General features: G+C 68.8%; 13 protein-coding genes. 6 read left to right on the forward strand and 7 right to left on the reverse strand.

All coding sequences use genetic code 11. The features are described from left to right. Window positions 1-25: 25 nt before the first annotated feature. A complete protein-coding gene (locus tag QSK37_RS42850; protein WP_285633128.1) occupies window positions 26-1972 on the reverse strand; it encodes a DUF6461 domain-containing protein in 1947 nt (648 codons plus the stop codon). 173 nt (window positions 1973-2145) lie between these two features. On the opposite strand from QSK37_RS42850, the gene QSK37_RS42855 reads away from it, so the two are divergent. The 3 genes from QSK37_RS42855 to QSK37_RS42865 all read left to right on the forward strand — a co-directional run bounded on the left by QSK37_RS42855 (window position 2146) and on the right by QSK37_RS42865 (window position 6933). After that, window positions 2146-3939: a DUF2207 domain-containing protein gene (locus QSK37_RS42855; RefSeq protein ID WP_285633130.1), complete on the forward strand. Its 1794-nt coding sequence runs from the start codon at window positions 2146-2148 to the stop codon at window positions 3937-3939. 199 nt (window positions 3940-4138) lie between these two features. Next, window positions 4139-6001, forward strand: a complete 1863-nt coding sequence (locus tag QSK37_RS42860) for an arabinofuranosidase catalytic domain-containing protein (RefSeq protein WP_285633133.1) — start codon at window positions 4139-4141, stop codon at window positions 5999-6001. Between the two features lie 209 nt (window positions 6002-6210). Next, window positions 6211-6933, forward strand: coding sequence for a hypothetical protein (locus QSK37_RS42865; protein ID WP_285633135.1), 723 nt, complete (start codon window positions 6211-6213; stop codon window positions 6931-6933). A gap of 731 nt (window positions 6934-7664) precedes the next feature. On the opposite strand, the gene QSK37_RS42870 is transcribed toward QSK37_RS42865, so the two are convergent. Beyond that, window positions 7665-8303 carry a hypothetical protein gene (locus QSK37_RS42870; protein ID WP_285633137.1) on the reverse strand — a complete coding sequence of 213 codons (639 nt, stop codon included), beginning with the start codon at window positions 8301-8303 and terminating at the stop codon, window positions 7665-7667. A 56-nt stretch (window positions 8304-8359) separates the two neighbouring features. On the opposite strand from QSK37_RS42870, the gene QSK37_RS42875 reads away from it, so the two are divergent. Continuing rightward, window positions 8360-8635 (forward strand): hypothetical protein, encoded by a 276-nt coding sequence (locus QSK37_RS42875; protein ID WP_285633139.1) that lies wholly within the window; start codon window positions 8360-8362, stop codon window positions 8633-8635. 511 nt (window positions 8636-9146) lie between these two features. Further along, window positions 9147-9479, forward strand: coding sequence for a hypothetical protein (locus QSK37_RS42880; RefSeq protein WP_285633141.1), 333 nt, complete (start codon window positions 9147-9149; stop codon window positions 9477-9479). Window positions 9480-9745: 266 nt separating this feature from the next. Here QSK37_RS42880 and QSK37_RS42885 read toward each other — a convergent pair whose 3' ends face one another. Further along, window positions 9746-11017 carry a GAF domain-containing sensor histidine kinase gene (locus QSK37_RS42885; protein WP_285633143.1) on the reverse strand — a complete coding sequence of 424 codons (1272 nt, stop codon included), beginning with the start codon at window positions 11015-11017 and terminating at the stop codon, window positions 9746-9748. Between the two features lie 74 nt (window positions 11018-11091). After that, window positions 11092-11682 carry a double zinc ribbon and FHA domain-containing protein gene (locus QSK37_RS42890; protein ID WP_349497842.1) on the reverse strand — a complete coding sequence of 197 codons (591 nt, stop codon included), beginning with the start codon at window positions 11680-11682 and terminating at the stop codon, window positions 11092-11094. A 370-nt stretch (window positions 11683-12052) separates the two neighbouring features. Between QSK37_RS42890 and QSK37_RS42895 the strand changes: the two genes are divergently transcribed. After that, window positions 12053-12910 (forward strand): alpha/beta hydrolase, encoded by an 858-nt coding sequence (locus tag QSK37_RS42895; RefSeq protein WP_285633517.1) that lies wholly within the window; start codon window positions 12053-12055, stop codon window positions 12908-12910. Here the strand turns inward: QSK37_RS42895 and fxsT are convergent, their stop codons facing one another. From fxsT to QSK37_RS42910, 3 genes are all read right to left on the reverse strand, one after another. Continuing rightward, window positions 12911-16813, reverse strand: coding sequence for an FxSxx-COOH system tetratricopeptide repeat protein (gene fxsT / locus QSK37_RS42900; protein ID WP_285633145.1), 3903 nt, complete (start codon window positions 16811-16813; stop codon window positions 12911-12913). Window positions 16814-16852: 39 nt separating this feature from the next. Further along, window positions 16853-18064 (reverse strand): TIR-like protein FxsC, encoded by a 1212-nt coding sequence (locus tag QSK37_RS42905; protein ID WP_285633148.1) that lies wholly within the window; start codon window positions 18062-18064, stop codon window positions 16853-16855. Window positions 18065-18139: 75 nt separating this feature from the next. Beyond that, window positions 18140-18922, reverse strand: coding sequence for an AAC(3) family N-acetyltransferase (locus tag QSK37_RS42910; protein ID WP_285633151.1), 783 nt, complete (start codon window positions 18920-18922; stop codon window positions 18140-18142).

The following is an 18922-nucleotide window of genomic DNA, read 5'->3' on the forward strand; positions in this document are numbered from 1 at the left end:
ACCTCGCCGATCAGTACTCGTCGAGTCAGTACTCGTCGAGGATGGCCAGGCGGGCGGTTCCGCTCACGTCGGCGACCGTCGGCCGGACGCCCGCGACGCGGCACAGCAACTCGATGTCGTGGTCGAACGCGGTGTCCAGAGCGTCTTCGGAGTCCATCTCCTCCAGCGCGCGCCGCGCCTCGGGTGAGTTCACCTCGCCGTCGCCGTTCTCCCCGAAGTTGTCGACCTCCTCGCCGTCACGGGACACGATGAAGCCGAAGTCGGCGTTGACGCTCATGTAGCTGGACACCGCGAAGGTGCCCGCCGAGAGGGCGGGATCGTTGACCGCGCGGTACCCGTTGTCCTCCACGAGCAGCGTGTGCGGGCCGAGCGCGAAGGCGGCGACCGTCGTGTTCGGCTCGGCCTCCTCCAGGTCGGCGCGCTCCATCAGGTCGGTCCACGTGCCGGTGGTGACCTGCGACGGTTCGGCGCCGAGGCGCCGCAGCGCCTCGTCCGGCTCGACGTCGTGGATGACGGTCACGCAGTACGCCTCGTCGTTCAGCCGCTCCAGCCATGAGGTGTGGTCCTCTTCCGCCGTCGCGGCCGGTTCGCCCTCGCGCCAGACGACGGTTCCGTCCTCGCGGCGCAGCACGACGCTCTCGCGTCCCACGACCAGCTCGTCGCCCGGCCCGCCCAGGTCCAGCGCCGAGGAACCGTCGTCGGCGCGTAGGCGAAGCATGCCGTCGTCGTCGAGCGTGAGATGGGTACGGCCGTCGTCCCCGAAGTGACTGTTCCAGAGCCAGCGTCCGTCCTCGCCGTACAGCACGATCCGGCAGTCGTCGCGATGGGCCAGCACCGTGCCGCCGTCGACGGAGGTGAGGGACTGGCGCCGCAGCGTCTCGCCGCGGCGCAGCACCGATCCCCGCGCCACGTCGGCCACCGGCGCCGGGGCATGCGGCCCGGTCCTGACCTCCCAGACCGCGGTGCCCGCGTCGTCGAGCAGCGCGATGCCGCCTTCGTCGTCGACGACGAGCCACTGCGCGTCCGAGCCCGCCGTGCCCGACCGCCAGACCGGTCCCCCGCACAGGTTGCGGACGACGAGTTCGCCGTCCTCGGTCAGGTCGGTCCAGCCGTCGCCGGCCCACCACGTGTCCGTCGCCCAGACCGCCCGGCGCTCCGGGTTGTAGTACAGGACCAGGTTCCCGTCGTCCTGGTGCACGAGCGTGTAGACGCCTGAGATCGAGGTGAGCGACTGGTGTCGCAGGCGTCCGCCGCGGCCCAGCTCCGGGCCGCCGTACACGTGCGGGAGGGCCTGTGGGGGCACCGGCGACAGGCCGCGCATGTCGTCGCGCCAGAGCGGTTCGCCCTCGGTGTCCACCAGGCAGAGTTCCCGGGTCTTGCGGCCCTCGTACGGGAGGATCCGCCAGGTCAGGAGCGTGTCGGGTTGCCGCTCCATCCACTGGACCAGCGGGGCGATCAACGTGTGGCTCCAGCCGTAGCCGGGCGCGCTCATGCTGACCTGCAGCGAGCCGTCCGGGTTCCGGACCACGACGTGGCGCCTCTTTCCGCCTTCCCGCAGCAGGTAGCGGTCGCCCGTGATCGCAGCGACGGGCGCCGCGTCGCCCAGGGCCGCCGAGTCCACCGGGCCGGTGCGCGAGTTCAGCAGCCGGACGCGTTGCCCGTCGAGAAGTTCGAAGTCTCCGTCGTCGGTGAGGACGAGCGCGCGTGCCTCCGGCGCCGCGCAGTCGGAGCTCCACAAGGTCTCGTAGCGGTCGTCGGCGGACTCGACCTGGATCGCCCCGCCGCTGCCGAGGAGAAACCGTCCCGCGACCGGCCGGTCCGGCTCGCCGGCCCGCCACCGGACCTCTCCGGTGCTCTGGTCCGTGACGGTGGCGACGCCGTCGGCGTCGTATCGCAGCACGAACCGGCCGGACGGCGAGCTGAGCGGTTCATCGTCGTCGTAAAGCCGATTGAACTGGATCAATTCCTGCACTGATATCTCCGCTTCACCTGAGTGGAAAGACGGCGCCGCCCATTCGCCCGGTCAATCCCGCCTACGAAGCGAAGGACGGAACGGTTCACCCATCAGCGACATCTCCTCCCAAATCGCCGTCGAGGATCGAACGCGCCGTACGATGATCGCTCTCGAGAACAGGCAGGTGGCCCGTGATCAGACAAGTCGCCTCGATCGCGGCTTCGGCCGCCTTTCTCCTGCCGGCGGCGAGCACACCGGCCCGCGCGTCCGACACGACGGCCGAGCGCATCGACGGCTACAACGTCGTCCTCACCGTCGAGCCCGGCGGGCGCCTGCACGTGGCCGAGCGGATCCGGTACACGTTCGCCCCCGGCCGGGAGCGGCACGGCATCGAACGCCGGATCCCCGAGCGCGTGCGGTACGACGGGCGCCACGACCGGGTTCTGCGGCTCAGCGGGTTCCGCGTGGCCGGCCCACCAGGCCCCGCGGGCGCGCTGGCCGGCCACGAGGACGACGGCACGGAGAAGCTGCGCATCGGCGATCCGCACCGGACCGTCACCGGCACCCAGACCTACGCGATCGACTACGACGTCGACCGCGCGCTGACACGCGACGCCTCCGGGATCCTCCTGACCTGGAACGCGATCGGAACCGACTGGAACGTCCCGATCACGCGTGCCGACGTGACCGTACGCTCGCCCGTCCCCATCCTGGGCGTGACCTGCGCCGCGGGCGCCGAGCACGACACGGCGCCGTGCGCACGGGCGACGTCGGCGGGCACCGGCCCTGCTCTTCGGGCGACCTTCGCCGCCACCGCGCTACCCGACCACGCCGGGCTCACCGTCCGCGTCGGGCTTCCGCGGGGTTCGGTCCCCGTCTCGCCGCCCCGGCTCCTGGCGCTCACCGAGCCGTTCGCCGTGACGCGCTTCACGACAGTGGGAATCGGCACGGCGGCGGGCCTGCTGCTGATCGCCGCCTGGTGGTTCCTGCCGCACCGTCGCCGTGGCCGGGCCCGTGGCGACGGCGGCCCGCCGGACGGCCCGCGCGTGCCGCCGGGGCCGGCCGCGCTGGCGCTGAACGGCCCGGGCGCGGAGCGGCCCGCCCTCGCCGCCACCCTGGTGGACCTCGCCGTACGCGGCCACATCCGCCTGGAGGCGTACCGGCCGACCCGTGAGGAGAAACTGATCCGGGCCATCCGGGGTGAGGCGGCGGAGGAGGACCTTCTCGACGTCGAACGCCGGTTCCTCGACATCGTCTTCCGCACGCACCGCACCGCGTCCGTCCACATGCTGTGGACACACGCGCCCCTGCGGCCGATGAGTGAATCGCTGGAGCGCGCCCTCGTCGAGCTCGGCTGGTACCGCAGGTCCCAGCGGGCGCAGGCGGCCCAGGGAACCGCGGCGGCGTGGTCGGCCGGGATCGTGGGCGTGCTCCTGTTCGTGCTCTCCTTCGCCGCATCGTCGTTCGCCGGTGCGGGATGGGTGAGCCTGACCGCACTGGTGATCGTGCCGGCGCTCGCGGTGATGGGACGGTACGCCGTGCCGCGCCGGGCGGCGGGCGCACGGGCGGAGGCGGCCGCGGACGCCTGGCGGACGACGGTGATGGGAGGACCGCCGCGCGACGACGTCACCGCGCTGTCGCGCACGTTCCCCTACGCGCTGGCGTTCGGACGAGCCCACGCCTGGCCCGAGGCACTGGCGCCGTCGGCGCTCCGCGGCGAACTGGACTGGTTCACCGTCGTCGAGCACGGGCGTGGACGTAGGCGCAGGCGTGAGCGGGAGACCGAACAGACGGTCGCCCCCTGGATCAACAGCCTGGGGGCCGCCTGGCCTCGGCACCGGCCCCTGCGGGGTACCGCGGGTCGTACGAGCCGGAGTTCCGGCCGGGGTGGAAGCACCGACTCCTACCCTCTCGGCTCCGCCGGCGGTGGCGGAGGAATGTCCGTCGGCGATGGTGGCGGAGGGGGAGGAGGTGGCAGCTGGTGAGAGGAAATGGAAATGGCGCGAAATCAACGCGATCGAACATGACGACTCGTCGAATTAAACAGTGATTGACACGATTGACCCAGCTATTTAACTTAAATCGACACCTAGGTGCAGCCCCGCCAAAACGTCCGCCGTGCCGGCCGGCAGACGCTTCCAACCCTCCGCACCAGGAGCCGTCGCCATGCGCAGACATCGCCCCATGACTGCCGCCCCGCCCCCGGCGTCACCGCCATCCCGACGCCGCATCCGCCTGTCGTCCGTCCTCGCCACCCTCGTCCTCGCCATCGGCGCCCTCATCGGCATGACCGGCGCCGCGCCGGCCGCCACGTCGCTCCCCTGCGACATCTACGCCGCCGCCGGCACGCCGTGCGTCGCCGCGCACAGCACCGTACGCGCCCTCTTCACCGCCTACTCGGGCCCGCTCTACCAGCTGACCCGCGCCTCCGACCATGCGACGCACGACGTGGGCGTGCTGTCCGCGGGCGGCTATGCGAACGCGGGCGACCACGACGCGTTCTGCAACGGCACCACGTGCGGCATCACGAAGATCTACGACCAGTCCTCGCGCCACAACGACCTGACCCCGTCGCCGGCCGGCACGGCCGGGACGGGGGCGGACAGCCCGGCGGACGCGAGCGAGATCGCGGTCACCGCCGGCGGTCACAAGGTGTACGGCGTGTGGATCTCCCCGCAGCACGGCTACCGGCACGCCGTCGGGTCCGGCGTCGCGCAGAACGGCCAGCCCGAGGGCATGTACATGGTCGCGAGCGGCACCCACGTCGGATCCGCGTGCTGCTTCGACTACGGCAACGCCGAGGCCACGCCGGCCGACACCGGAAACGGCCACATGGACGCCGTCAGCATCGCCACCACCTGCTACTTCACCCCATGCAGCGGCTCGGGTCCATGGGTCGAGGCCGACCTGGAGAACGGCATGTTCCAGGGCGCCAACGGCTCCAACACCGCGAACCTCGGCAACAACAGCACGTACGTCACGGCACTGCTGAAGAACAACGGCCAGACCACGTACGCGCTCAAGGGCGGCAACGCGCAGTCCGGCGGCCTGAGCACGTGGTGGAACGGCGCGCTGCCGAACCGCGGCGGCTACATCCCGATGCACCAGGAGGGCTCGATCATCCTGGGCACCGGCGGCGACAACAGCAACTGGAACATGGGCACGTTCTTCGAAGGGGTGATGACCTCCGGCTACCCGACCGACGCCGCCGACAACGCGGTGCAGGCCAACATCGTCTCGGTCGGCTACTCCGGTCAGACGAACGTGCCGAACGGCCCGCAGGGCACGGTCATCGGCCCGGGCAGCAAGTGCGTCGACGTCGCCGCCGACGACACCGGCGTCAACCAGGCCGCGGTGCAGCTGTGGGACTGCCAGAGCTACGCCGAAGACCAGCACTGGGAGCACTTCGCCGACAACACGCTGCGCACCCTCGGCCGCTGCCTCGACATCAACGGCAACGGCACCGCGAACGGCACGCAGGTGGAGCTGTACGACTGTAACGGCGTCGGCGGTCAGAAGTGGGTCCAGCAGGCCGACGGCTCGCTACGCAACCCGCAGTCGGGCCGCTGCCTCGACTCACCGAGCGGCGCGACCGGGAACGGCACGCGGCTACAGATCTATGACTGCAACGGCTCCGCGGCGCAGAAGTTCGCGGTGAACGGCGGCGGCGCGATCGTCGGCCCCGGTGGCAAGTGCGTCGACGTCCTCGGCGACGACAACGGCGCCAACTCCACGGCCGTCAACATCTGGGACTGCCAGTCGTACTCGGTGGACCAGCACTGGGTGCACCAGTCGGGCGGCACGCTCAAGACGCTCGGCCGCTGCCTGGACATCAACGGCAACGGCACGGCGAACGGCACCCAGGTCCAGCTCTACGACTGCGACGGGGCCGGTGGCCAGGTCTGGCAGCAGCAGGCCGACGGCTCACTGCTCAATCCGCAGTCCGGCCGCTGCCTCGACTCGCCGAGCGGAGCGACGACGAACGGCACCCGGCTCCAGATCTGGGACTGCAACGGCGCCGCGGCGCAGAAGTTCGCCCTGAGCTAGGGCCCTGCGGCGAGGCCCGTCGTCGTGGCGGGCCTCGCCCCGGTCACCGGGCAGATGCGCTTTAAGGTCCATCCGATTCCCGCGACGCAGGCACGCACCCTTTAAGCGTATTGTTTCCGCCGAATTCCATGCTCCTGAAATCGAGTATGGACTCTCCCGAGAATCCCGGGTTACCTTTCTTCGACCATCGACGGGGAGAGGAACGCGCCATGTCACAGCCGCTCGGCGAGGTGGACCAGAAAGCACTTCTTCGGTGGGCGTTCCAGCGCCGTTCGGAGATCTCGAAGATCCTTTCCCGGATGCCCGCCCGCGAGTCTCGAACCGGGGTCGAGACGCTGATCAGCCGGGTGAGCCGGCTTGAGACGAACCTGGTGGGCGGCACGGACCCGATCGAGGCATGGGACGAGTTCGTCGAGTTCCTGGACGGCGAGGGCGCCGACGCCTGGGAGTACTACCTCAAGCAGCAGGAGGCGGTCGACAAGGAGCTACAGGAGGCCGAGCGCCGTAAGGCGCGGGACCGCCTCGCCGCCCTCGCCGCCAGGGTCGCCGTCAAAGCGCGCAACAAGTACCAAGGCGGCCCGAACGCCCAGGTCGGCACCGTGATCGCCGGACTGGTCGACGTGACCACCGGCCGCACGTGGGTCGGCACGAGCGGAGTCGCCGCGCACGCGACCGCGGCGCATCCGGTCATGACCGCACTGCTCGACCGGACCAGAGACGTCGAGAAGTGGCCGGTCGCCTCCTGCGCCGAAGTCGACGCGATGAAACAGTATCTCCACGCGAACAACATCACCTCGCTGCAGGAGATCCCGGCGGAGTCCCTGTTTTTCCACGCCGAGACGTGGAACGAAGAAGCCCGCAAATGGCAGGGCCGCAGCGCCTGCAAGAACTGCAGCCAGTGGTTCACCAAAATCCAGGCCCAGCGCGTCTGAGCCAAGGCAGGACGGCGAGGCCCGCGGATACCCCCCTGCGGGCCTCGCGTTTACGCTAACCGTCCGTCTCGACGGCAGCGCCACGGTACGAGAAAATGTCAGGTGATGAGCCGCAAGAGCAGGAAGCCGCGACAGCGGCCGTTACCGCGGCGTTCCCCCGACAAGGCGGATCCGGGGAGAAACGGGAGCACTGTGGGCTCTGGTCGGTGCCGGAGGCGACGAGCTGGACCCGGTAGGCGTGGATCTGCTCGCCCAGGGCCCCGGCTTCACTGTCGCAGGACCGCCAAGATCGGGGCGCTCTACAGTCCTTATGACGATGTGTTGTCATTGTTGGATCCGACGCTCGACGAAGGCACCGTACCTCTGGCGTGGGTCTGCCCTCGCCGGTCCCCTTTGCGCGCACTGGAAGGCGAACCGGGAGTTCAGGCGGGTCTCGGGGCGGACGCCGATGAGGATGCTCTGCTCGATGCGGTCGGGAGTCTTGAGCGATGTGTCGTCGTTGTCGACGACGCGAAGCTCATGCCAGGCATAACACACCCAATACAATCCGCGCTTGCACTACGTCAGGCCGAGTGACGAAGATTCGGCAGACAGGGCAATAGTCGGTCAATACCGCGGATCGTTCTGTGATCTCGCAGCCCGAGGGCTTACCTTTTCGGGACAGCTCCTCAGCGCAGCCTGGACTTTATTGATCAAATCATCCGCGAAAGAGCGCAATTGCCCCCTCTTCTCTATTTAGAATCACCAACCGCTGGAGAGCTACTGATACGCGGCCCATGAAACTTGTCCACCCGACCAAGCAGATCACCTGAACGGGAAGGTGGCTTCAGGCAGGGGCCACTTATCTCAATGTTCGCCACAGACGCCTTCTCGGCGTTCTTCAGAAAGAACTTATCCTTGTCTTTCAGCGCAGAGATCTCCCAAGCGTCGCCGTCATGCAGAGTCCCCGGACCCCAGACCTCGTCCATCCCCCACTCAGAATTCTTGAGGTACGCGATAATGCGGCCGATGAGGTCACGCCGAAAGCTTTTCGGTTTGAACGCGTCTTCCATTGAAAGCTTGACCTGATAACTACGCTCCCCAGCCGACCCATAACAATCGACAAAGTCGCCAGTTCCATCAATGGAGACATAAAGCGAAACAAAGTTGTGCTGGAACGCTGACGCAAACCGGCTCAGAGATGCCCTACTTTCTTCCATTCGCTTACGCGGCAGCGCAGACTGGTCATGGGAACCGCTCGAGCACCCAGTCAAGCCAACGGATATGACTAGGGCGGCTACCGCCGTCACGCCAGAAGGTTGCCTCATTCGGGCCATCTTATACAAAAACTTACTAGAGGTATTAAGAGCAGACGTCACCACGGCAGGCATTCGCTAGTCTCCTGGTGCGAACCTAGACTCCACTGAATGGACCACGACTGGATCGGTTGGTCTATTTCAACGACATGATGGGGCGGCGCATCGGCGCACTGCCGTCGGCGTCACCGCCTTCCGCGGTTCTCGTCGCGGTAGCGGTGTACCTGGCGGTCGTCGCCGTCCTCGGGCTCGGATTCGACATCCTGCGGATCGTGGCAAGGGACGGCAACTTGATCTTTGGGACGGCCGGTGTGGTCGGCTTCGTCAAATGGGCTCGCCTGGTGGCCGCCGACGACCCCGAAACCGTCGGTCACGCCGACGTCCGGTGGTGGGTCGGTTCGCTGTAACGGTCGGCCCGCGACGCCCATTGCCGTGGTGGGACTGGTGCTCCGCTGCTGCCGCCGCTGAACGCCGCGGCGGAGGCCGCCGCGTCCGCGCGGACCGCGTTACTCGTCGGCGCCGCCATGGTGCTGGCCACCGGGAGCGCCCAGCAGGCCCCGGACTACCTGAAGGCGGTCCTGGATAAGGCCGTGTTGCCGAAGTGACCGGCGACCCTCCGCCCGTGACCTGCTGATCACGCTGGGTCGGTGCGGCGCGGGTGGGGGCCGGGCGGCGTCAGGGGCGTGAAAGACTTGGGCCGGGAAGAAGTCGAACGACGCCCGGTGATTCGCGCTGGTCAGCCTGGCCTTGCCTCATCGCACCGCGGTCCGTACGCGCGGTCGGCGCTCGGGGCTCTCCGTGTCGTTCGCCTTGTCGGGGGTACGCGCGGTACCGGTCGCGCGCGCCGGGATCCCGTCTCTTCGGAGTGGGGCGTCCGCGCGCCGTGGCGTCGGTGCCGTCGCAGTGGAAGGAGCACGTGTGAAGATCCCGAGGCGTCTCAACTCCGCCTTGGACTGGATCGGCGACCATGCCCGGGTCATGTTGATCGTCGTGTCTCTGGTGATCGCCGCGATCGCCGTGCCGTGGATGCCCGCCCTGGCCGCGCTCGTGGTGGGCGTCGGCGCCGGCAGTGTGGCGGTCCACTTCCGGATGAGCAAGCGGGTGGCCCGGCTGCGCGCCGAGGTCGACGACCTGCTGCGCGAGAACGGCGCGCTGCGGCACCGGCGGACCATGATCGCCCAGGCGAACATCACGTCCGAAAGCGTGCTCACCCAGAGGCTGCCCACGATCCCCGAGGAACGCGACGAGTAGCCGCCCCGCAGTACGCCGAACGCGCGAACGCCCGCAACCTCGGTTCCCTCCCCCAAAGAAACCGGTGCGGACGTCCGCTCTGGGGCCCCGTGGACGTCGACACACAGCCGGGCCCCACTCGGCCGGAGCGCGAGAACCCCCCAATTCTCGCCGCGGTCCGGCCAATTCTTCGCTCAGACCGCGAGGATACGAAAATCCCCCGCCGACTTGCGTCAGTCCACGGTTGACATCTGCGTGTACACCCACGGTTGACATCACGCCCGGGGTCACCCCGTCGGGATCCGGACGCGCAGCGACGTGCCCTGGCCGGGCGGGCTGGAGATCGCCAGGTCGCCGCCCAGCGCCTCGACGCGGTCCCGGATCCCGATCAGGCCCGACCCGTGCGCGAGGCTCGCCCCGTGCGGGAGGTGGGCCCCGCCGCGGCCATCGTCGTGGCACCACATCCACACGGCCCCTCGCTGGAGGCGGACGTCGATGTGGGCCCTGGTCGCGTTCGCGTGTTGGAGCGTGTTGGCCAGCGCCTCCGAGGCGGCGGCGTACACGGCCGTCTCGACGGTCTCGGCCAGCCGGCCGCCCACACACCCACTGAGCTCCACCGGGAGCGGCGAACGGCGCGCCAGCGACTTCAGAGCGGCGTCGATGCCGCCCTGGGACAGGCTGACCGGGTGCAGCCCATGGGAGATCTCCCACAGGTCCGTCATGGCGCCGTACAGGTCCGCCTCCATGCGCCGCACGCGTTCCCTCAGCTCCTCGTCGACGGCGCCCTGGAGGCCGCGCAGCTCCAGGGCGAGCACGACGAGGCGCTGCTGGACCCCGTCGTGGAGATCGCGTTCGACGCGACGCCTCGTGACGTCGCAGGCGAGGGCGAGGCGGGCGCGAGAGGCGAGCAGCTCGTCCCGGCTCTCGGCGTGGGCGATCGCGGCGGCGAGGAGTTCGGCGAACTTTGCCATCCGCTCCTCCGTGCCGTCGGGCCGCGGCGCGGGCCCGAAGGAGACCTCCGCCATGAGGCCCCACAGGCGTCCCTGGACGATGACCGGGCACGCGACGATGTGCCGCGGCCCACGGGTCCACACGCCGATCTTGGTGCCGTGGCGTGCCTGGTCCGTCCGGCGCGCCGACCGGCCCGTCCGCGCGACCTCGGACCCCAAGGCGCTCTCGTCGACGGAACGGCGCCGGGCGGAGAACGGAGCACGGCCGGCCCAGCGGCAGACCACGATGGTCGTACGGTCCGGCTGGTACCTGCTGATCGTGACGTGGTCGCCGCCCAGCAGCCGGCCGAGCTCCTGGGCGACCGAGGCGAACATCCGCGCGGGCGAGGCACCTTGCGCGGCCAGCGTCATCACACGGTGAAGCGCCGCCTGCTCGTCCGTGAGTTCACGCAGCCATGCACGCGCCGTCGCCAGCGAGATGACGGCGCTCTGCCCGCCGGCCCGCGAGCCGTCGTACGTCCACGCGACCGGATCACCGCGCGCTCCGGCCGGGTCCGTCCGGCGGCGGGCACGGCTCCAGGCCCTGGTCCGGCTCCCCCAGCCTCCCACCGATGGTCCCCTCGACACGATAAATGACTGGTCACGGGGGATTTCACCAGCAGTCTACGCGGGTCGGCGGACGTTCACCGCCGCCAGCGGGACCACCAGCCACGCCGGGGACGTGGGGCGGCCTCCGGTGCGCCGACGGGCACGGGCTCGAGCGCGTTGCTGAGGTAGACCAGGCGGAACTTGCCGATCTGGACCTCATCGCCGCTGGACAGGGCGGTCTCGTCGATCCGCTGCCGGTTGACGTAGGTGCCGTTGAGGCTGCCCACGTCGCGTACGGAGAACCGCGCGCCCTGCCGGTAGAACTCGGCGTGCCCTCGCGACACGGTGACGTCGTCGAGGAAGATGTCGCTCTCCGGGTGACGGCCCGCGCTGGTTCTCTCCCGGTCGAGCAGGAACCGGCTGCCGGCGTTCGGCCCTCTCTTCACGAGGAGAAGCGCCGTGTTGGGCGGGAGTGACTCGATCCCCACCTGATCGCCGGTCGACTCGTCGGCCTGCTCGGCCGCCACGGCCGCCTCGATCGCGCTGAACGACATCGTCGACGTCGAATCACCGGGCTCATCTGTCACCGGCGGAACACCGTGAGTGAGCGGAGTGCCGCAGTTCGAGCAGAAGCGGGCACCATCCGGATTGGTGTGACCGCACTGCGTACAGGAAGCGCTCGGCATCGTCGCTCCACCTCCTACCTGTGGCTTCGGGGGTGCCTCGTGCACCGTACGGCACGCGCGTCGCGCATTCGTCCTCCGGTGGCACCACGGCTCCGATCCGTCCGCGTCGCACCGCCCGTCACGCTACGTACGAACCGAAACGATCTTGAAGATTTCCCGCCTGAGGGTTGGCGAAACGTTGACTGATCAACACTTGGGCGCCGCGAGGAGTTCCCGCCGGCACGAGAAACCCGGCGATCCAGTGATCCCGGTCAAGGTTATCTGGCCCGAGGGAGCGATCAATCGATCCCGGATGGGCTGGAAATCTCCCCCCAAAAAAGTCAATCTCTGACGCGTCACGGATGTTCAGCGGGAGGCCGGCTTGACGAGCATGATCGACCTGCGTGATGGAAGACGCGTCGCGGTGGAGGAATGGGGGGCGCCCAGCGGAAGTCCCGTCTTACTCCTCCACGGCACGCCGGGCAGCCGTCTCGGGCCGGTTCCGCGGCCCCTCGTCCTGTACCAGCTCGGCATCCGGCTGATCACCTTCGACCGGCCCGGCTATGGCCGCTCCGACCGCATGCCCGGCCGCAGGGTCGCCGACGTCGCCGCCGACGTTCTGGAGATAGCCGACGCCCTGGGACTGGAACGGTTCGGCGTCCTCGGCCGCTCCGGCGGCGGGCCGCACGCACTGGCGTGCGCCGCGCTCCTGCCCGAACGGACGACCCGCGCCGCGGTGCTCGTCGGGCTGGCGCCGAGCGAGGCCGACGGGCTCGACTGGTTCGCCGACATGACCGCCTCGAACGTCGACGCCTACCAGGCGGTCCGCGACGACGGCGGCGAGGTGATGGCCCGCCTCCGGCCGATGGCCGACCAGATCCGGGCGAACCCCGCGCAGTTGGTCACGAACCTCTACGACGAGCTCACCCAGTCCGACCGCCGGATCGTGGCGGATGCGGGCATCAGACGGCAGCTCATCGAGAACTACGCCGAGGCCGTGCGGGACTCCGCCGATGGCTGGTTCGACGACCTGCACGCCTTCGCCACCTCCTGGGGTTTCGAACCCGGCAGCATCGAACGACCGATCATGCTGTGGCACGGCGCCGAGGACACCTTCTCCCCGGTCGGTCACTCACGATGGCTCGGCGAGCACATCCCCTCCTCCTTCGTGATCGTGGAGCGGGGCAGCGCGCACTTCGGCGCGTTGAACGTCATGCCCGACGTGCTGCACTGGCTCGCCGGATCGTGATCAGGCGGGCTGCGGCTCGAGGTCCCGGCAGAGACGCCGGCCGCGCCGTACGGCGACGACGTCAGGGTGATCTTCGCCGAGCAGCCGGCTCATGAGAGCGATCGCCTCCTGGCGGTGTGCCCTCGCCTCCGTGGTGCGGCCCAGCGCCTCCAGGCTGGCGGAGAGGTTGCAGCGGGCGGCCAGCGTGTCGGGGTGCGTCGGGTACAGGCGGTCGGTCAGCTTCGCGATCGCGTCGCCCTCCAGCTCGGCGGCGTCCGCGTACCGGTCGAGATCGGCGGCGCAGTTCGCCAGGTTCAGCATGCCGGCCAGCGTGAACGGGTGCTCCTCCCCGAAGGTCGTGAGGAGCCGCGGCACGGTCGACTTCGCGAGTTCGTACGCTCCGCCGACGTCCCCGACCTCCCGGAGGAAGATGGCCAGGTTGTTCTCCAGCAGCCGGCCGTAGTGGTGATCCTCGCCCAGGGCGTCGCGGAGCACACCGAGTGTCCGGCGGGTACGGTCCCGGGCGGCGACGCCGTCGCCGATCGCCCACAGGCAGACGGCGACCTCCGCGTCGGCCGCCACAGCGTCGGGCGAGTCCGGATAGAACTGGCGGTAACGGTCGTAGGTGCCCTCCGCCAGCTTGAGGGCCTCCTCGGTATGTCCGGCCTTCCGCAGCGACACCGCGAGGCTCTTGGCGGTGCGCAGTGGATCCGGGAGCTGGTCGCCGAGCACCTCGAGGTAGGTCTCGTAGGTCGCGCGCAGGCGCGTCACGGACTCCTCGTACTGTCCGCCCTCCCGCAGGTCGCGGGCGAGGTTGGCGGCCGAGAAGAGCGTGTAGGGATGTTTCTCCCCGAGTGCGGTCTGCCGGCGCTCCAGCGTGTCCTCGTCCAGCTTCCGCGCGCTGTAGTAGTTCCCGACCGAACGATGCGACACGGCCAGGTTGTTCGCCGTCATCAGCGTCCGGGGGTGATCCTCTCCGTAGAGGTCCTTGAGCGCCGCGTACGTCTCCTCGTCCAGCCGGAGCGCGTTCTTGAACATGCCGAGCGCGCGCATGTCGGCGGTCAGTCCGCTGGCCGTGATGAGCGTGTGCGGATGCGTGGGCCCGATCGCCGGTGACTTCTTCTGCCGGTCCCAGACGTCCATGTCGAGCTTGTACGCCTCGGTGAACAGGCCCTGCGAGCGGTAGACGTTGGCCAGTTGCGACAGCAGGAACAGGCGCTGCCAGTAATCCGCGCCGAGCCGATCGCGCCACAGGTCGGCGAGGTACTGACCGCTGGCGAGAGCGCCCTCGAAGTTGCCGCGCTTCCACTGGTAGCGGACGAGATCGATGAACATCTGCCGGGTGTCCTCCTCGTCGCACTCCGCGGCGAGTGAGGCTTCGACGTGCGGCATGATCTTGTCGAGGCTGGGCCAGTTGTCGGGGTCGTCGGTGTCTCCGTGCGGGGGCCGCGCGCCCACGAGGATCTTGTGTACGTCGTGCATGGTCTCGTTCGCGCGTTCGGGATCCATGCCCTCTCGCATGACGGCCTGCACCAGTGTGTGCACCTGGATGGAGTTGTTCCCCTGGTCCACCTTGGCCAGCGCGAACCGGCTGATCTCACGCACGACCTTGCCCAGCACCAGCTTGTCGCGCAGGGTCTCGTCGTACGGGACGAGGATCTCGGCCGTCTGGTCGCTGTAGATCAGGTCCAGGGAGATCGGCTCGGAGGAGAAGAAGGCGAGGAGTTCGAGCAGGCGGGCCGCGGCCGGTGACGCCTCTCTGAGCTGCCGGAAGGACACGTTCCACGTCAGCGCCACCGACTGGGGGAACTCCTTCGTCCTGAGATCGAGCGTCGAAGCGGTCTCGTGTTCCAGTGCGTTGAGGTACTCACTCGCCGGCATCGAGGTGGCCTCCAGCCACGCGGCCACCTGTTCGATGGCCAGTGGCAGGAACCCCAGCGCCCGGCCGATCTTCACGGCGTTCTCCGGGGCGAGGCCCGGCACCCGGCGCAGCAGGTGTAACGCGGCCTCCCTTTCGGTGAAGACGTCGACGGCGATCGGCTTGGCGAGCTTGGTCCAGGCCGGATCCAGGGACGTGATCAGCACGTGGCCGTCACCGCCGGGGAGGAACTGCTTGAGTTCGGTCTGGTTGGGGGCGTTGTCGAAGATCAGGAGCCAGCGCGCGTACGGTGTGCCCCGGCGAAGGGCCTCCAGAGCCGCGTTGGCGGCCTCGGCGACGTTGTCGCCCACTCGTAGTCCGAGCCGGCCCGCCATGGCGGCCAGCGCGCTCCTGATCGAGTCGGGTTGCAGCGCGGGAACCCACCAGACCACGTCGTAGTCGGCGCGGAAACGATGGGCGTACTCAAGCGCGACCTGGGTCTTGCCCACTCCCGCGAGGCCGTGCAGCGCCTGGGGCAGCACGACGCGCTGGGTGGCGCCGAGCAGTTGGTCGCGGAGTTGTTCGAGCACCTGGCCGCGACCGGTGAAGACCGCGTTCCGCCGGTCGACGTTCCACACCGCCGGTGAGGTCCTCGCCGCGCCGGGGAACCTCGCGGTCAGCCGGCCGTGTTCGCTGACCGGCTCGGCGGTACGGCTCGGCCGGCCGAGTGCGCGCAGGACGGCGTCGGCCGCCTGTTCCTCGCCGAGGCCCGTGAGGTCCAGCGGCGTCAGCTGGGAGAAGAACGGCTCGAGCTTGGCATTCAGGATGCGGAGAACCGTCACCTGCTGAAAGGCCGCGCCGGGCTGCGTCGGCGCGAGCGACTCCCAGGTCCGTCGGCCACGCTCGGATTCGATGAAGGCCGGCGAGAGAAGGACGATCGTATGGCTGCTCCGCTCCAGACGAACGTCGAGTTCCTCGGGAGACGCCACGTCCGTGCAGTTGGCCGTGACCCGGAAGCCCGCCGAACTGAGCACTCCCGAGACCCAGTCAGCCCAGGGCCGGTCCTCGGCGGCGTGGACGATGAGGGCTTCGGAGCTCTCCGCGGGTCCACGCCTCGTGAAGCGCTCGAGCGTCGCCAGGCGGAGTTGTTCGTCCATGGGAGAGATGGCCGAGACCTGTCCCTCGGTGATCTCCGCGGCGAGCCGTTCGAACGCGGCCAGCATGGAGTTGGGCGAGCCTGGCGCGTCGCCGAACGTCGCGAGTGTCTCCTCGAACGCATAGAAGGGCCGATAGGGGATCTCGACGGAGAGCCAGTACCGATTCGCCTCTTCGTGGTCGAGACCTTTCGGGAACCGGTCGAAGCGCGCCCGAGCCAGCGCACGACCCGCCTCGACCTTGGCGTTCTCCCCGAATTCAATACGCATCGGAACCGGAAGGATGCGGATTTTACGCCGGCGGCCGTAGCGCTGGTCGATGTGCCGGGCCACCGCGGAGGCGCCGTCGATGCTCTGGTCGCTCAGGGTGAAGCAGTCGACGAGGACGTCCGGGAACTGCACGGTGCAAATTTCGGCGATGTCGCTCAGTCCGGTCCTGCTGTCGATCAGCACGTAGTCGTAGTGCCGCTTCATGTCCTCTCGTAGCGCGTCGAAGAACTGGCCGCCGCCGAGCCGCCCATAGAAGTTGTCCCAGTCCATGCTGGTGATCAACGACGAGTAGTCGCGGTTCTGACGTCCGGCGGAGACGAAGTCCAGCGTGCCCTCGCCAGGGAAATCCCATTCCAGCGACACCGCGTAGTCGAGTATCTTCGCGAACTCCATGTGCCAGTCCAGTGCGTTCTCGTGCTGCTCGGTGGCGGCCCATGAGTATCGGCTCAATAACTCGACGACGCCATCGGTCACAGCCAGCGCGCTCTGATCGATGAATGGCTGGAAGAACCGGTGCAGACCCGGCGACTCGAGGTCCCAATCCAGGGCGAGAACTCGTTTACCGGCCATAGCGAGGATCCAGGAGACATTCGCCAGCGCCATCGTGCGGCCGGTGCCTCCCTTGTAGGAGTAGAAGGTCACTATCGTTCCGGCCGTTTTTTCCACGAGTCCCCCAAACGTCTACTTATCCGGCAGTTCTAGGGTCGGCCGCTCCATCGTCGGCTCGATCTCCGGCGGGTGCACCGGAGCCTCCTTGAAATATCGATTGATCGCTTCACCCACGGCCTTCGGGAGGGCCGCACGGAACGCCTCGATGCTCGCCACCGACTTCACCGAACCGGGGAGGACGAGGCTGCGGCCGAGCACGGCGTCGACGGTCCGGTTGAGGTCCTTCTCCGCGTCGGTGGTCTCCCCGTCGTCGGCGTTGTAGGGCACGAGGACGTTCACCGGATCCTCGTCGATCCGGCGAAGCTCGCCGCCGATCGCCGGATCCCGGCTGACCCACGGGTCGACGAGCAGTACCGTCGGCGACGCGGCCGGATCGGTCGCGGGCTCGTCGACGCTGTCCACTATGGGCTCGTGGCCGAGCTCGGCGACCACCTGCTCGGCGTACCGCGCGATCGGAGTGGTGTAGTCGGCGTTGCGATACGGGGTCCATTCGGGCATGGTCCGCCCGTAGTAGTACGTGTCCCGACCGGGTGGAAGGCTGTCGAGCCGGTGTGCGGCCACCGTGAGCTTGATCGGCCGGCGGCCTCGCGCGCGGCCGCGATAGTCGGCGAAGGCGTTGCCGAGGGCGTCGAAGTCGGAGATCGGCCCGGTCGCCAGATCCGCCTGCTCTGCGGTCTCCTTGACCAGCCGGGCGAGTTGAAGAACGGCCTGTTTGTACTGCTCGCGGTAGCGTCCCAGCTTCATGATTCCGTAGAAGCCCTCCGCGGCGTACTGAGACGGAAAGTCGGGAGGGATGTACTGCATGGACTTCAGGTCAGGCGGGAGTTCGGACGGGTCCAGCCGCGTCCATAACGCGGGAATGACCGCCAACGGGCGATCGAGACCGGCCTGCTGACTCTTCACCCGCCCTAAGAACGCCGCCCACTCCTTACCGCAGTATTCGCTCGTGAAGTACGCGGGCGACAGCAGCGCCAGGAACACGCGGCAGCTCGCCAGCGCCTCGGCGAGATGATCGGGCCACTGCGTTCCGGCGGGTATTTGCCTGTCCATAAAGCCGGGCGTGGGCATTCCGGTAACGACACCGACGTCATGGCAGAGATCTTTGAACAGTTTCGTCACCCAACGATCGGGATCGGTGCCGTCGTCGGGCCGGAAGCGGGACCTCGCGTAGCTGAGGAAGAAGTAGGGACGCCGATCATCGTCACCGTATATTCCCAAGGTCATACATTCCTCCCCATCTCCGACTATACGGGCGGAACAACTGGCAACGGCACCCCTGTTCTCCCGGAGATATGGCGCTCAGCGTTCGCGAGTGGCGGCGAACCAGCCGGCCGCGAAGTCGACCAACCGCCGGAGCGATACCAACCGGGAGTCGGCGAGCCCCACCCGCCCCCGTCTGACGTATGAGGTGTCGTCGAAGGCGGCACCGACCGCGAGGAAGTCACGGTCGTCGAGAACCACGTCCGCGTAGGTCCACCACCGTGCCTCACCGTCCCGCTCGATCACACAGCTGTAGCCGCGCGTCGGCGGGTTTCGGGTGTAGCGGTACTCGGCCAGGTGAAGAGCCGTACAGGTGTCGTATCCGGTGCCGAGCATGAGCACCTCGGCGTCAAGGTCGTACAGCCGGGCGAGCGGGGACTCCTCGCCCAGGTGGCAGTCGGGCGCATGGCCGTCGATGATCAGCTTCGCCTGCGCGCCCACGGCCGCGAACGACGTCTGCGGATGCTCGCTGCGCAACGCACCGGGGGTGAGCCGGACGCTCTCGGGAAAGACTCCGGCCCCCGTGGACGGTGTGCGCGCCGGATCGAAGGCGGGCATCGCGGCACGGTGGCGACGCCGCTCCGCGGCGGTCATTCCCTCGACCCGGGCCAGATGGGCCCGCGAGGAATCGGAGTTCTCCGGCGTCGGGGTGGGCACGACGACGGTGCCGTCCGGCCCCAGCGCCGCGAGGATCGCTTCCGCCAGGGCCGTCGCGCCGCCGATGAGGCGGCCGATGCGCCGCATGGACGTGTGCACCAGCAGCGCCGTGCCGGGACGCGGACCCAGGGTACGAAGATCGGAGAGGAGATCGTCGCGAGTCAT

The organism is Actinoallomurus iriomotensis, from assembly GCF_030269445.1.
GTDB lineage: Bacteria > Actinomycetota > Actinomycetes > Streptosporangiales > Streptosporangiaceae > Actinoallomurus > Actinoallomurus iriomotensis.

Bases quoted from the DNA above. Each gene is read 5' to 3' on its own strand.
- QSK37_RS42860 (WP_285633133.1), top strand. From the start codon at position 4,139: ATGACTGCCGCCCCGCCCCCGGCGTCACCGCCATCCCGACGCCGCATC.
- QSK37_RS42865 (WP_285633135.1), top strand. From the start codon at position 6,211: ATGTCACAGCCGCTCGGCGAGGTGGACCAGAAAGCACTTCTTCGGTGG.
- QSK37_RS42870 (WP_285633137.1), bottom strand. From the start codon at position 8,303: ATGCCTGCCGTGGTGACGTCTGCTCTTAATACCTCTAGTAAGTTTTTG.
- QSK37_RS42890 (WP_349497842.1), bottom strand. From the start codon at position 11,682: ATGCCGAGCGCTTCCTGTACGCAGTGCGGTCACACCAATCCGGATGGT.
- QSK37_RS42895 (WP_285633517.1), top strand. From the start codon at position 12,053: ATGATCGACCTGCGTGATGGAAGACGCGTCGCGGTGGAGGAATGGGGG.
- QSK37_RS42905 (WP_285633148.1), bottom strand. From the start codon at position 18,064: ATGACCTTGGGAATATACGGTGACGATGATCGGCGTCCCTACTTCTTC.
- QSK37_RS42910 (WP_285633151.1), bottom strand. From the start codon at position 18,922: ATGACTCGCGACGATCTCCTCTCCGATCTTCGTACCCTGGGTCCGCGT.